The organism is Streptomyces luteosporeus (assembly GCF_039532865.1).
Taxonomy (GTDB): Bacteria; Actinomycetota; Actinomycetes; order Streptomycetales; family Streptomycetaceae; genus Streptomyces; species Streptomyces luteosporeus.
Genome location: NZ_BAAASL010000008.1, coordinates 40,018 through 53,600 on the forward strand (window position 1 = coordinate 40,018; position 13,583 = coordinate 53,600).

Below are 13,583 nucleotides of genomic sequence, written 5' to 3' on the forward strand. Positions count from 1 at the left end.
TGGCTGGTTCGGCGCCCGTGCCCTTGACCGGATTCCCGCGCCGGCTCATAGGATCGCGGCCCGGTCGTCCGCGCCGGCCGGCCGCGCGCCCGGCGGCCGCCGCAGCGCCACGGTGGAGGTCAGCCATGCCCATCGCCCGTCGTACGCTCCTCGGCGCCGCCCTCGCGGGCTCCGCCGCGCTCGGCACGACCGGCGCGGGGACCGCCGGCGCGGCCCCGGCCGGGGCCGCCGCGGCCGCGCTCGCCCGGCTGCTGCCCCGCCATCACCACCAGGTCGCCTTCCGTACCGTGGCCCGCCGCGGCGGGCACGATACGTTCCGGGTGACCGGCGACGCGGGCCGCATCGTCGTCGAGGGCACCACACCGGCCGTCCAGCTCACCGGCTTCCACCACTACCTGCGGCAGGTGGCGCACGCCCACGTCTCCTGGCGCGGCGAGCAGACGGCGCTGCCCGCCCGCCTCCCCGCGGCCCGCACCCCGGTCACCGGCACGGCCAACGTCGCCCACCGCTTCGTCCTCAACGACACCAACGACGGCTACACCGGCCCGTACCACGACTGGGACTACTGGGAACGCGAGATCGACGTCCTCGCCCTGCACGGCTTCAACGAGGTCCTGGTCTACGCAGGCGCCGACGCCGTCTACCACCGCACTTTCATCGAACACGGTTACAGCGACGCGGAGATCCGCCGGTGGGTTCCCGGGCCCGCCCACCAGCCCTGGTGGCTCATGCAGAACATGTCCGCCTTCGGCGGCCCGGTCTCCACCCATCTGCTGGAGCGCCGCACCGCCCTCGCCCGCCGCATCGTCCGGCGCCTGCGCGAGCTCGGCATGACCCCCGTGCTGCCCGGCTACTTCGGCACCGTCCCCCCGGACTTCGCCCGCCGCAACCCCGGGGCGCGCACCGTCCCGCAGGGCGACTGGGGCGGCTTCGACCGCCCGGACTGGCTCGACCCGCGCACCCCCCGCTTCGCCGCCGTCGCCCGCACCTTCTACCGGGTGCAACAAGAGCTGTACGGGGCCACGTCCATGTACAAGATGGACCTGCTGCACGAGGGCGGCACCCCCGGCGACGTGCCCGTCGGCGACGCCGCCCGGGCCGTGGAGAAGGCCCTGCGCACCGCCCACCCCGACGCCGTCTGGGCCATCCTCGGCTGGCAGCGCAACCCCCGGCGCGAGATCGTCGACGCCGTCGACCACACCCGGATCCTCGTCCTCGACGGCATCTCCGACCGCTTCCCCCACGTCACCGACCGGGAAGCGGACTGGGGCGGCGCCCCCTACGCCTTCGGCACCATCTGGAACTTCGGCGGCCACACCGCACTGGGCGCCAACGCCCCCGACTGGGCCGCCCTCTACCACCGCTGGCGCACCAAGCCGGGCAGCGCCCTGCGCGGCATCGCCGTGATGCCCGAGGCCGCCGACAACGACCCCGCCGCCCTCGCCCTCTTCTCCGACCTCGCCTGGACGGACGGCCCGGTGCGGCTCGACGCGTGGTTCGGCCAGTGGGCCGTCACCCGCTACGGCGCCCACGACGCCGGTGCCGCCCGCGCGTGGGACGTCCTGCGCCGCACCGCGTACGGCACCTCGCGCGCCGACAGCTGGAGCGAACAGGCCGACGGCCTCTTCGGCGCCCGTCCCGCCCTCACCGCCGACCGCGGCGCGACCTGGTCGCCGCGCGCCCTGCGCTACGACGCCGCCGAGTTCGACAAGGCCCTGCCGGCCCTGCTGTCGGTCGCCCCCGCCCTGCGCGGCAGCACCGCCTACCGCACCGACCTCGTCGACGTCACCCGCCAGTGCATCGCCAACCGCAGCCGGCTGCTGCTGCCGCGCATCAAAGCGGCCTACGAGGACCGCGACCACGAGCGCTTCGCGGCCCTGACCCGGCAATGGCTGGACTGGATGGACCTGCTGGACTCCGTCGTCGCCACCGACGAACGCCACCTGCTGGGCCGCTGGACCGCGGCCGCCCGCGCCTGGGGCACGACGGACGCCGAACGCGACCAACTGCAGGCGGACGCCCTGACCCTGCTGACGGTCTGGGGCCCCCGCCCCGCGGCGGACGGCGGCAAACTGCACGACTACGCCAACCGCGAATGGTCGGGCCTGGTGGGCGGGCTGTACCGGCTGCGCTGGAAGACGTACTTCGACGAACTGACGGCATCCCTGACGAACGACCGCGACCCGAACCCCATCGACTGGTACACCGTCGAATCCCGCTGGCTCCAAAACCCCCCGACAACCCGCACCCGCCCACAAGGCGACATCGTCCCCTTGGCGAGAACGGTGGCGTCGCGCCTGTAACCCGCCCCGCTTGTGGGCAATCGTCCCGCTGGGGGCACCTCCCAGCGGTAGCTGGGGGAGGGACGGGTGGGCACAAGCCGACCCACGGACGTGCACCACCCCGCGGAAACCACAAGGGCGGGGCCCGGAAAGAAACCCGAACCCCGCCCAAGCCAACGGCAAAAGGACTACCGCTTCTTCGAACCGGCGCCAGCCGCCCGGCTGACCGTCCCCTCCCCACCCGCAAGCTTCCACTCACGGTGCAGGATGTCGAAGGGAAGGCTCCGCTCGAAGACCGGCGTACCGAAGATCTTCAGGTGCGCCGACAGCGCCCCCGTCAGATCGACGCCGCCGTACGCCGCCCACTTGCCCGTGGCCGACGCCGAGCCGTCGCTGGCGGCCGTGGCGCTGCCCTCGGCCTCCGCCCGCAGGTACGGCGCGAGGTTGGCGCTGACGCCGACCGCACCGTACAGACCGACGGACGCCTCGGCGCCGAGCGTGGCCTTGACGCGGCCGGAGGCCGTGGCCGTGGCCCGCACGGGGCTGGCGGTCATGTCGGCCTTGCTGACGCCGCTCCAGCCCTTGCCCCAGGTGTAGGCGCCGCCGACCTTGAAGTCGCCCTTCATGTCCTGCTTGACCTCGACGCCGATCTTTCCGTCGGCGTCGACCTGCAGGTAGCAGGTGAGGTCGAGGTTGATGACGACCGGCACGGGTCCGACCTGGACGACCGGGTCGGCGTGCAGCTTGGCGAACGGCAGCCGCAGCGGCTTGTCCGCCGTCGTGGCGGCGGCCTGGCCGCGCAGTTCCCACTGGGAGGACCAGTTGCCGGACAGGGCCAGGGACGCGGTGCCGGGGCCGCCGCTGGAGCCGACGCCCTTGCCGCTGTACGCGAACTCGACCTCGGGGGCCAGCTGGACGAATCCGGACGCCGACGCCTCGGCGGTGACGGGCGAGCCCTTGGGCGTGGGTATGGAGGCACCCACGTCCAGCCGCAGGTTGCCCAGCGGCACCTTGGCGCCCTGCGGGCCGACGTGGACGCCGCCGGGCTTGGTCCAGGAGACCTTCACGTTCGGGACGAGGGGCTCGACCTTCACGGTGGAGGGGTCGACCGGCACGTCGCCCTTGGCCTCGGAGGCGCCGAGGAGGGCGTCGAGGGTGGCCGGGGCGGTGTTGACCTCGGTGCCCTTGTCGGTGGTGCCCAGCACCTGCGTGACCTTGGCCAGCACACCGTGGGGTGCGCCGGGCGCGGGCGCGCTGGCGATGACGTCACCGACGGCCACGCCGTTCTTCGGCGCCGCGGAGGGCTCCGCGGACGACGGCGTGGTCGGGTTGGCACCGGACGGCGCCTGCGGCGCGATGCCCTTGGCCTTGCCCGACGACTTGTCGGACGGTTTGCCCGACGGCGCGTCAGACGCCTTGCCCTTGGGGGCGGGTGCCGTGGCACCGGAGAGCACCGCGCGTCCGCTGCGCTGGTCGAACGAGGCGACCTTGAGCCCGGACTTCACGGCCTTGGGCAGGTCGCCCCCGGACGTGCTGCCGGACGGGCGGGCCACCGCGCTGGGCGCGCCGGCCCCAGCGGGTGCGGCGGCCACCGCGAGCTGCGGTGCGGTGGCGGCGACGGGCTCGGCGTCAGCGGCGTTGCGGGCGGCGGACGGGCTGCCTGCCGAGCACCCTGTGGCGAACAGGGAGACGGCGGTCAAAGCAGGTAAAACAGCGGCGTATCTGGCGTATCTGATGGGCTTGCGCAAATTCGTCCTCGTGAGCGTGAGGTGGGGGCGGCTCCGGGCAGCGCGAAGCCACCGGGCCGCATCACACGGCAAGGGGAAGGGGAAGAAAGGTGATCGCCGTGCTGCGCGAGATCGTCGCGATCAGCGATCCGGATGATCGTGCCATGCGCCACCGCGCCCGCAGAACCGTTTCTCTACCGGGAGAAACATGATCTGGATCACAATTTGTGCAACAAGGTTTAATAAGTCGCGCGTTCAATCATTCCGGGCCCAACTCGCCACGCACCGCCGGGGGTTCCCGATCGGGAGCCGGCAGCAGGCGACGCCAGCCCGAAAGACCCCCGGAAAACGCAAAGATCCCGCCCGATCAATCAGATCGGACGGGATCTTCGTCGCCATCCCCTTCCGGTGGGGAACGGCTGTGTTGTGGACCTGAGGGGATTTGAACCCCTGACCCCCTCGATGCGAACGAGGTGCGCTACCGGACTGCGCCACAGGCCCTTGCAACGAGTGAAACTCTAGCATCCCGATCGGCCTGCCAGGAAATCCGATCCCCGCTGGTCGGTGCGGGCGGCGGGACAGTGGCGCGGGTCACTCGTTGGCGGCGCGGGGGCGGTCGTCGTCGGCGTACTGGTCGAAGAGGGGGGTGCGGCCGCGCTCGCGGGGGCGGCGGCGGGAGCGGGCAGCGCGGCGCTCCTCGGCCGCGGGTTCGGCGGCGGAGGAGCGCGCCGAGCTCCAGGCGTCGCCGGCGCCGCCGCCCGCCCGGGGGGCGACCGGCGCGGAGACGTACGTGGGCAGGGGCACCGGCACCGGCTCCCAGCCGGCGCCCGTGCCGCGGTCGCGCTGCTGGTCGACCCACTCGGCGTGGTCGGTCTGCTCGACCAGGGCCCGGTGGGCGGCGCCGCGGGAGGGCGGGGCGGCCGGCGCGGGGCGGTGGACAACGGTGTCAGCGGCGGTGGACGCGTCCGCCGCGGCCTCCGGGGGCTCCGCGGCCGCGCGGCGGGCGCCCTCCTTCAGCCGCTGGGCGGCCTGTTCGGCGCGGCGCTGGTCCATGGTGAAGGCGAACCGCCGCCGCTCCTGCACCCGCAGGTAGCAGATGTAGGCGCTCAGCAGGGCGGCCGGCACGGCCGGGACCCACAGCAGGGCCAGGCCGCCGACGCCGGCGACGACCGCGCCGAGGGTGAAGGCGACGAAGAGCAGCACCGTGGTGCGCCGGCGGCGGGCGAGGACCTTGGAGCGGCGGGCGCGCTCGGCCGCGCTCGCGGACGGCGGCGCGGCGGGTGCCGGGGCGCTCGCCGCGGGAGCGCTCGCCGCGGGGGCGGGCGCCGCCGGGGCGGCGGGTTCGGGCGCGGCGAAGGACCGGACGTCGACCTGTTTGGTCGCCGCGTCCGGCTCGCTCGCCCGGGGCTCCGGCTCCACCGGGCCCGGCGCCTCCGTGGAGACGCGCTCTTCGAGGTCCTTGGCGTAACGGCGCTCCATGCCCGCCCGTCCGGACAACAACCGGATGGCCGTGCTGAAGCGTTCCGTCGGACGGGCCTCGTTGAGCTCGTCCTGCCTACGGAGCCACATCGGCACCAAGTAGGCGGCCCATGCCCCGACGATGACTGCGTAGATCAGGCCGCTGCTGCTCACCCTCACACGGTAGAGGGGTACGCACGGGGGATTCCGCCAATTGGCGCGGTGTGTCGCACGAACCGGCTCATATCTCGAACTTTTTTTGTGATTTGTTGAGGCCGCAACTCTCGTTTCCGACCAGAAATTCGAACGCTTATTCGCTTATTCATTTCTGGGGGGAGGTGCGCGAACGGTGCCAGCGCGCCAGCAGCCCCTCGGGCACCTCGTCCGCGGTCAGCGCGTAGACGAGGTGGTCGCGCCAGGCCCCGTCGATGTGCAGGTAGCGCGGGCGCAGCCCCTCCTCGCGGAAGCCGAGCTTCTCCACCACGCGCCGGCTGGGCAGGTTCTCGGGGCGGATGCACACCTCGACCCGGTGCAGCCCGACGGTGCGGAAGCAGTGGTCGACGACCAGGGCGACTGCGGTGGGCATCACGCCCCGGCCGGCGACGGCCTCGTCGACCCAGTAGCCGATGTGGGCCGAGCACATCGAGCCCCAGGTGATGCCCGCGACGGTCAGCTGGCCGACCAGCTCGCCGCGGTACTCGATCACGAACGGCAGCATCCGCCCGGCGTGCGCCTCCGCCCGCAGGTGACGGACCATCTGCCGGTACGTGGGCCGCTGGGCGGGGGGCGCGCCGGGCGGCGGCGGGGGGACGGTCGCCTCCCAGGGGCGCAGCCAGTCGCGGTTGCGCCGGTTCACCTCGCGCCACGCGCGCTGGTCGCGCAGCCTTATGGGGCGGAGGGCCACGTCGCCGTCCGCGAGCTCGACCGGCCAGACGTTCATGCAGGGGCACCCGTGGGTGGCTGCGGGTGGTCACCGCCGTGGATCTGGTCGACCGCGTGCACCAGCAGCCGCCCCAGGACGGCCAACCCGTCGCGTACGCCGCCGGTGGAGCCCGGCAGGTTGACCACCAGGGTGCGGCCGGCGACGCCGGCCAGGCCCCGGGAGAGCGCCGCGGTGGGCACCGCGGCCAGGCCCTCGGCGCGGATGGCCTCGGCGATGCCGGGGACCTCGTAGTCGAGCACCTGCCGGGTGGCCTCCGGGGTGCGGTCGGTGGGCGAGAGGCCGGTGCCGCCGGTGGTGACGATCACGTCGTACGGCTCGGGGCCCGCGAGGGCCTCGCGCAGGGCGGCCGCCACGGGCTCGCCGTCGGCCACGACGCGGGGGCCGTCGACGGCGAAGCCGAGGGCCGTGAGACCGGCCGCGAGCAGCGGGCCGCCCTTGTCGGGGTAGACCCCGGCGGCCGCGCGGTTCGAGGCGGTGACGACCAGGGCCCGCCGGCTCACCGCGCGCCGCCTTCGCGCACGTAACGGCCGGACTTGCCGCCGGTCTTCTCCTCCACGCGGATGTCGGTGACGACGGCCGCCTTGTCGACGGCCTTGACCATGTCGACGACGGTCAGCGCGGCGACCGAGACGGCCGTCATGGCCTCCATCTCCACGCCGGTGCGGTCCGTGGTGCGCACGGTGGCGCTGATCTCGACCGCGTCGTCGGCGACCGTCAGATCGACGCTCACGCCGGACAGGGCGAGCGGGTGGCACAGCGGGATGAGCTCGGGGGTGCGCTTGGCGCCCATGATCCCGGCGATGCGGGCGGTGGCGAGGGCGTCGCCCTTGGGCAGGCCCTCGCCGCGCAGCAGGGCGACCACCCGCGGGGAGACCAGCACGCGTCCGCTGGCGCGGGCGGTGCGGGCCGTGACCTCCTTGGCCGACACGTCGACCATGCGGGCCGCGCCCGTGGCGTCGAGATGGGTGAGGTGCTCCTGGCCGCTGCTCATCGTTCTCCCGGTCCGGTGCCTGTGGGCAGCCACCGTACCCGCCCCGCGGGCGGTCGCAGAGGGACGGCGTCGCGGCGCTGCGGCGTCAGGAGGCGCCGCGGTCCAGAAGGATCACGTCCACCTCGGCGCCCGCGGCCAGGGAGGTGGTCTCCTCGGGGACGACGACGAGGGCGTTGGCGTCGGCGAGCGCCTTGACCAGGTGCGAGCCGGACCCGCCGACCGTGGCGACCTTCCCGTCGGCGTAGCTTCCCCGCAAGTACTGGCGGCGGCCCTCGGGCGAGGAGGCGACGCGGGAGGTCAGGCGGGCGCGCACCGGCTCCCGCCCGGCGGCGGGCGCGAGCCCCATCAGGGCCCGCAGGGCGGGTCTGACGAACAGCTCGAAGGAGACGTACGCGCTGACGGGGTTGCCCGGCAGGGCGAAGAGCGGGATGCCGTCGGGGCCGAGGCGGCCGAAGCCCTGGGGCTTGCCGGGCTGCATGGCCAGCCGGCGGAAGGCGACGCTGCCCTCCTCGCCGCTGAGCTGCGTGAGGGCCTCCTTGACGACGTCGTAGGCGCCCACGCTGACGCCGCCGGTGGTGACGACGGCGTCGGCGCGCACCAGCTGGTCCTCCAAGGTGGCGCGGAAGGAGGCGGCGTCGTCGTCGACGGCGCCGACGCGGTAGGCGATGGCGCCGGCGTCGCGGGCGCAGGCGGTGAGCATGAAGCTGTTGGAGTCGTGGATCTGCCCTGTGGCCAGCGGCTCGCCGGGCGGCACGAGCTCGCTTCCGGTGGAGAGCACCACCACGCGGGGGCGGGGCCGTACGGGCACGGTGGCGCGGCCGATGGCGGCGAGCAGGCCGATCTGGGCGGGGCCCAGGACGGTGCCGGCGCTCAGGGCGATCTCGCCGGCGGCCACGTCGCTGCCGCGGGCGCGGACGTGGGCGCGGGCGGCGGCGGGGCGGTGCACGCGGACCTCGCCGCCCGCCTCCTCCTCGCCGGCGGTCATGGCGTCGGCGGGCGCGCCGCCCGTGCCGCCGTCGGTCCACTCGACGGGGACGACGGCCTCGGCGCCGGGCGGCAGCGGGGCGCCGGTCATGATGCGCGCGGCCTCGCCGGGGCCCACGGCGGGCAGCTCGCTGCTGCCCGCCGCGACGTCGCCGACGACGGTGAGCACCGCCGGGAACTCCTCGCTGGCCCCCGCCACGTCGGCGACGCGCACCGCGTAGCCGTCCATGGAACTGTTGTCGAAGGGGGGCAGGGCGGCCGGGACGGTGACGTCCTCGACGAGCACGCAGCCCTGGGCGTCGAGGAGTTGCAGCTCGATCGGCTCCAGCGGGCGGATCCTCGCCAGGATGTCGTCCAGGTGCTCCTGCACCGACCACGTGCGGCCCTCGTCCGCCGCGTCGGGGTCGGTGGCCGTGGTGGTGCCGCCGGCGCTGCTGCTCAAGGCGCTACATCTCCTCGGTGACGAACCGTCGAAGCCATGACCGGAACTCCGGTCCCAGGTCCTCACGTTCGCACGCCAGTCTGACAATGGCACGCAGGTAGTCGCCACGGTCGCCGGTGTCGTAGCGGCGGCCGGTGAAGACCACGCCGTGCACGGGCCCGCCCAGGCCCGGCTCGGCGGCCAGGGCCTGCAGGGCGTCGGTGAGCTGGATCTCGCCACCGCGGCCGGGCGGGGTCTCGCGCAGGACGTCGAAGACGGCCGGGTCCAGGACGTAGCGGCCGATGACGGCGTAGTTGCTCGGCGCCTCGTCGGGGTCGGGCTTCTCGACCAGGCCGGTGACCTCGACGACGTCGGCGACGTCGGTGGGCTTGACGGCCGCGCAGCCGTACAGGCCGATCTGGGCGTGGTCGACCTCCATGAGCGCGATCACGCTGCCGCCGTGCTTGCGCTGGATGTCGACCATGCGCGACAGCAGCGGGTCGCGCGAATCGATCAGGTCGTCGCCGAGCAGGACGGCGAAGGGCTCGTCGCCCACGTGCGGCGCGGCGCACAGCACCGCGTGGCCCAGGCCCCGGGGGTCGCCCTGGCGCACGTAGTGCATGGTGGCCAGCTCGCTGGACTCCTGGACCTTCGCGAGCCGGGAGTCGTCGCCCTTGCGGCGCAGGGCCTCCTCGAGCTCGTAGTTGCGGTCGAAGTGGTCCTCCAGCGGGCGCTTGTTGCGGCCCGTGATCATCAGGACGTCCGACAGTCCGGCGAGGGCGGCCTCCTCCACCACGTACTGGATCGCCGGCTTGTCCACGACCGGCAGCATTTCCTTGGGCGTGGCCTTGGTGGCCGGAAGGAAACGGGTACCGAGCCCGGCGGCAGGGATGACAGCCTTGCTGATCCGAGGGCGCGAGTGAGTCATGGGCCGAACACTATCCGTTGAGATTGGGCGGAAGATGTGACTCAGCCGAGTATGTCCCCCTACAAGGAGTGCACAGGAAACATGAGCGGGTCAGCACATCTCCCCGACGGTACCAAGGCCGGGTTGCGCCGTGCGCTCCTCGCGGCGAGGGCCACGTTGACCAGCGATGACGTCCGGGAGCGCGAGGCGGAGCTGGCGCGCCGGGCGCTCGCGCTGCCCGAGCTGGCCCGGGCTCGTACGGTGGCGGCCTACGTCTCGGTGGGCACCGAGCCGGGCACCCGTGCCCTGCTGGACGCGCTGCGCGCGCGGGGCACGCGGGTGCTGCTGCCGGTCCTGCTGCCCGACAACGATCTCGACTGGGCGCCCTACCGGGGGGCCGGGCACCTGGTGCGGGCCGCCAAGGGCCTGCTGGAGCCCGACGGCGAGCGGCTGGGGCCCCAGGCGGTGACACGGGCCGACGCCGTGCTGCTGCCGGGCCTGGCGGTCGACGAGCGGGGCCTGCGGCTGGGCCGCGGCGGCGGCTCGTACGACCGGGTGCTGGCCCGGCTGGACCGGGCGGGCGCCGATCCGGCGCGCGTGGTCCTCCTCTACGACGACGAGGTGGTCGCGCAGGTCCCCATGGAACCGCACGACCACCCCGTGCACGCGGTGGTCACCCCTGGCGGGGTGCGCCGTTTCGGCAGGCCCTGACGCCTACGGCTTGAGGGTCAGCACCGGGCCGCCCGCCTTCTTGACCGCGTCCGCGCCGTAGGCCCACGGCAGCAGCTCGCCCTTGGCCCACTTGTCGGTCTGGTCGTAGTAGTGCTCGTTGTAGGCGTGGCCGGAGGCGCCGGTGAGGTTGATCCAGCGCGACTTGTCGAAGTCGGCGAGGTTGACCACCATCCGCATGGACGGCACCCACACGACGTCGTAGCCGCCGGCCGCGTTCCAGCCCGCCGCGTTGACGGCGGCCTCGCCGCCGCCGAGGTTCCAGGGCCCGCGGTTGAGCATCCACTGGACGATGCCGGGGCCCTCCTTGCCGAGGGTCTGGTTCTTCAGGTTCAGCTGGTGCAGGCGGCCCCAGCTCCACTGGGTGACGTCCTTGCCGAGCTTGGAGGTCAGCTCCCAGCGGGCGTCGGTCATGGCCTGCGCCAGCAGCTCGTCGCGGTTCTTCGCGCCCGGCGTCAGGCGGGTGCCGGGCGTCTTCCACCAGTCGTTGTCGGGCTTGTCGAGGATCTTGCGGACGACCTCGAACCAGCGGTCGCCGCCGTCGGGCTGCGCGTTGCCCGGCTCGCGCTCGCCGCACTCGACGACCAGCGGCGTGCGGCCGCTGAGGTCCTCCTGGGGGCCCGAGCCGCCGGCCGGGCGCACCCGCAGGCACTGGTCCTTCACGCGCAGCTCCTTGGGGAGCTTGTTGCCGAAGGCCAGCTTGAGGGTGTTGCGCCAGACGGCGTTGAAGTAGGCGGCGGCCGCGGAGTCCGGCTCCTGGGTGTAGTCCCAGTCCTTCAGCAGCTTCTGCGCCTCGCGGACGTACTTGGTCTCGCGCTCGTTGGCACCCTTGACGTTGATCTTGAGCAGGTAGGGCGTCAGCAGACGGGCGATCTCGCTCGTGTTGTCCATCTGCATCTTCTGCATGTCCTCGGTCGAGATCTTCCCCCCGTCCTTGATCTTCGACTGGATGAGGTCGTTGATCCGCTGGCTGCGCGCGCCGTAGCCCCAGTCCTGGGTGAGCAGGTACGGGTAGTTCTTGTCGGCGACGGCCTGGTTGGCGGTGACGATGTAGCCGCGCTCGGGGTTGTAGTCCCACGGCAGTGCCGTCTGCGGCACCCAGCCGGTCCAGCGGTAGGCGGGGTCCCAGCCGGGGGCCGGGAGGCGGCCGTCGGGGGCGGCGGCCTGCTCGTCGCTCTTCGGCCTGTCCTTGGCGTCGATCTTGCCGTCGCCGTTGATGTCGGTCTTCGGCAGACCGGTGCCGGTGGTGCCCGCGCCCGTACCGGCCGTACCGGTGGCGGTGCCGGCCTGCGCCTCGCTCTCGCCGGCCTTGGCGCCGCCGCGGACGGGGATGCGGCCGGGGGCCTGGTAGCCGATGTTGCCCTTGGTGTCGGCGTAGATCAGGTTCTGCGAGGGGACCTCGAAGTCGGCCGCGGCCTTGCGGAAGGCGGCGAAGTCGCCCGCCTGGTCCAGCGCGAACAGGCCGTCCATGGTCTTGCCCGGGTCCAGGGCGGTCCAGCGCAGGGCCACCGCGTAGCCCTCGGCGCGGTCGGGCGCCGGGTCCTTCACGGGCGCCTTCTCGCCGACCTTGACGAGCTCGTCGTTGCGGTCGGAGACGATCGGGCCGTTGTTGGTCTCGCGGACGGTGATCTCGCGGCTGTCCTCGCCCGCGACCTTGATGGTCTCCTTGCGGGTGGTGAAGGGCACCTGCTTGCCGTCGTAGAGGTAGGTGTCGGCGGTGACCTTCTCCAGGTACAGGTCGGAGACGTCGGCACCCAGGTTGGTCATGCCCCAGGCGATGTCCTTGTTGTGGCCGATGACCACGCCCGGCATGCCGGAGAAGGAGTAGCCGGCCACGTCGAAGGGGCACTGCGGGCCGGTGGTGTTGCAGTGCAGGCCCACCTGGTACCACAGCGAGGGCATCTGCGGGGCGAGGTGCGGGTCGTTGGCCAGCAGCGGCTTGCCGGTCGTCGTGTACTTGCCGGAGACCACCCAGGAGTTGGAGCCGATGCCGTTGCCGCTCGGGCCCAGCAGCGCCGGGACCTTCTCCAGGCTGCTCGACAGGGAGGCCAGGCTGCTGCGCAGCCCGCCGGTGGCGCCCGCGCCGCCGGCGGCACCGCTCTGGGCGTTGCCGCCGGCCTGGGCGCCGGCGGCACCGGCCGCGGCGCCGCCCTTGGGGTCGTAGGCCTTGCCGTTGTCGACCGCGCCGCCCTCGACGATGGGCTTGTTGCGGTCGTACGGGTACGCCGGGTACAGGTCCTCGATCTGCTCCGGCTTCAGCCGGGAGGAGGCCAGGGAGCGGTCGATCTCGTCCTGCATGTTGCCGCGCAGGTCCCAGGCCATCGCCTTGAGCCAGGCGACGGAGTCGACCGGCGTCCAGGGCTCGGGCTCGTAGTCGTTCTGGAAGGACAGGGCCGCGTACTCGACGGACAGCGACTTGCCCTTGTGGTCCTTCAGATAGGCGTTGACACCGTCGGCGTACGCCTGCAGGTACTTCTTCGTCGCCGGCGAGAGCTTGGTGTCGTACTCCTGCTGTGCGACGCGGCGCCAGCCCATGGTGCGCAGGAAGGCGTCGGTCTCCACCTGGCCCGAGCCGAACATCTCCGAGAGGCGGCCGGCCGTCAGGTGCCGGCGCACGTCCATCTCCCAGAAGCGGTCCTGGGCGTGCACGAAGCCCTGGGCGCGGAAGAGGTCCTCGGCGCTGTCGGCGTAGATCTGGGGAATGCCGTGGTCGTCACGGGCCACCTTCACCTGCCCCGAAAGACCCTTCAGCTGCAGGGTGCCTTCGGTCTGCGGGAAGGAGGCCCGCACGGTGCTGACGCTCCAGTACGCGCCGAAGGCGACGCCCGCCACGAGCAGTAGCACGATGGTGATCACGAGCAGGCGGGCGCGTCGCCCCTTCTTCTTCTTGCCGGGGCCGTTCTTGTTGGCGGGCATCGCTGTCCTTAGAGGGGCAGGTGGTCCTGGAATGCTGGAAGCAACCATAGGCGCAGGGCGGCGGAGGCCCGGACGCGGTGCCGTTCATGAACCACTCGGGGACCGCCGGCGCGAGGACCCGGCGTCAAGAACCCGTAAAATATTAGATGAGGAAATTAACTTCCTCGTGTTCATGACCTGCTTCCAGATCTGGAGGAACGTTTCGGCCGAAACGCGACGAAGCCG

At 73.0% G+C, this 13,583-nt stretch carries 10 protein-coding genes and 1 tRNA gene; 2 read left to right on the plus strand and 9 right to left on the minus strand.

Going from position 1 to position 13,583, the window contains the following annotated elements; all coding sequences use genetic code 11:
* Positions 1-125: 125 nt before the first annotated feature.
* Positions 126-2,303 carry an alpha-N-acetylglucosaminidase gene (locus tag ABD361_RS12020; RefSeq protein WP_344435019.1) on the plus strand — a complete coding sequence of 726 codons (2,178 nt, stop codon included), beginning with the start codon at positions 126-128 and terminating at the stop codon, positions 2,301-2,303.
* A 167-nt stretch (positions 2,304-2,470) separates the two neighbouring features.
* Here the strand turns inward: ABD361_RS12020 and ABD361_RS12025 are convergent, their stop codons facing one another.
* From ABD361_RS12025 to galU, 8 genes are all read right to left on the minus strand, one after another.
* A complete protein-coding gene (locus tag ABD361_RS12025) occupies positions 2,471-3,982 on the minus strand; it encodes a hypothetical protein (protein WP_344435020.1) in 1,512 nt (503 codons plus the stop codon).
* A gap of 454 nt (positions 3,983-4,436) precedes the next feature.
* Positions 4,437-4,510 (minus strand) — tRNA-Ala (locus ABD361_RS12030).
* 90 nt (positions 4,511-4,600) lie between these two features.
* The gene (sepX, locus tag ABD361_RS12035; protein WP_344435021.1) at positions 4,601-5,641 is read right to left on the minus strand and encodes a divisome protein SepX/GlpR; all 1,041 of its coding nucleotides are present in this window, start codon (positions 5,639-5,641) and stop codon (positions 4,601-4,603) included.
* 148 nt (positions 5,642-5,789) lie between these two features.
* Complete coding sequence (locus tag ABD361_RS12040) at positions 5,790-6,407, minus strand: GNAT family N-acetyltransferase (RefSeq protein ID WP_344435022.1); 618 nt, start codon at positions 6,405-6,407, stop codon at positions 5,790-5,792.
* The gene (locus ABD361_RS12045) at positions 6,404-6,910 is read right to left on the minus strand and encodes a MogA/MoaB family molybdenum cofactor biosynthesis protein (RefSeq protein WP_344435023.1); all 507 of its coding nucleotides are present in this window, start codon (positions 6,908-6,910) and stop codon (positions 6,404-6,406) included. The genes ABD361_RS12040 and ABD361_RS12045 overlap by 4 nt, the downstream gene beginning before the upstream one ends.
* Positions 6,907-7,401 carry a cyclic pyranopterin monophosphate synthase MoaC gene (moaC, locus tag ABD361_RS12050; protein ID WP_344435024.1) on the minus strand — a complete coding sequence of 165 codons (495 nt, stop codon included), beginning with the start codon at positions 7,399-7,401 and terminating at the stop codon, positions 6,907-6,909. The genes ABD361_RS12045 and moaC overlap by 4 nt, the downstream gene beginning before the upstream one ends.
* Positions 7,402-7,486: 85 nt before the next feature.
* Positions 7,487-8,827 carry a molybdotransferase-like divisome protein Glp gene (glp, locus tag ABD361_RS12055; RefSeq protein WP_344435025.1) on the minus strand — a complete coding sequence of 447 codons (1,341 nt, stop codon included), beginning with the start codon at positions 8,825-8,827 and terminating at the stop codon, positions 7,487-7,489.
* A gap of 4 nt (positions 8,828-8,831) precedes the next feature.
* Positions 8,832-9,734, minus strand: a complete 903-nt coding sequence (gene galU, locus ABD361_RS12060; RefSeq protein ID WP_344435026.1) for a UTP--glucose-1-phosphate uridylyltransferase GalU — start codon at positions 9,732-9,734, stop codon at positions 8,832-8,834.
* An 81-nt stretch (positions 9,735-9,815) separates the two neighbouring features.
* On the opposite strand from galU, the gene ABD361_RS12065 reads away from it, so the two are divergent.
* The gene (locus ABD361_RS12065; protein WP_344435027.1) at positions 9,816-10,424 is read left to right on the plus strand and encodes a 5-formyltetrahydrofolate cyclo-ligase; all 609 of its coding nucleotides are present in this window, start codon (positions 9,816-9,818) and stop codon (positions 10,422-10,424) included.
* 3 nt (positions 10,425-10,427) lie between these two features.
* On the opposite strand, the gene ABD361_RS12070 is transcribed toward ABD361_RS12065, so the two are convergent.
* A complete protein-coding gene (locus ABD361_RS12070; RefSeq protein ID WP_344435028.1) occupies positions 10,428-13,358 on the minus strand; it encodes a penicillin acylase family protein in 2,931 nt (976 codons plus the stop codon).
* Between the last annotated feature and the right edge of the window lie 225 nt (positions 13,359-13,583).

Coding starts and splice junctions, on each gene's coding strand:
- ABD361_RS12020 (WP_344435019.1), top strand. CDS start 126: ATGCCCATCGCCCGTCGTACGCTCCTCGGCGCCGCCCTCGCGGGCTCC.
- ABD361_RS12040 (WP_344435022.1), bottom strand. CDS start 6,407: ATGAACGTCTGGCCGGTCGAGCTCGCGGACGGCGACGTGGCCCTCCGC.
- moaC (WP_344435024.1), bottom strand. CDS start 7,401: ATGAGCAGCGGCCAGGAGCACCTCACCCATCTCGACGCCACGGGCGCG.
- galU (WP_344435026.1), bottom strand. CDS start 9,734: ATGACTCACTCGCGCCCTCGGATCAGCAAGGCTGTCATCCCTGCCGCC.
- ABD361_RS12065 (WP_344435027.1), top strand. CDS start 9,816: ATGAGCGGGTCAGCACATCTCCCCGACGGTACCAAGGCCGGGTTGCGC.
- ABD361_RS12070 (WP_344435028.1), bottom strand. CDS start 13,358: ATGCCCGCCAACAAGAACGGCCCCGGCAAGAAGAAGAAGGGGCGACGC.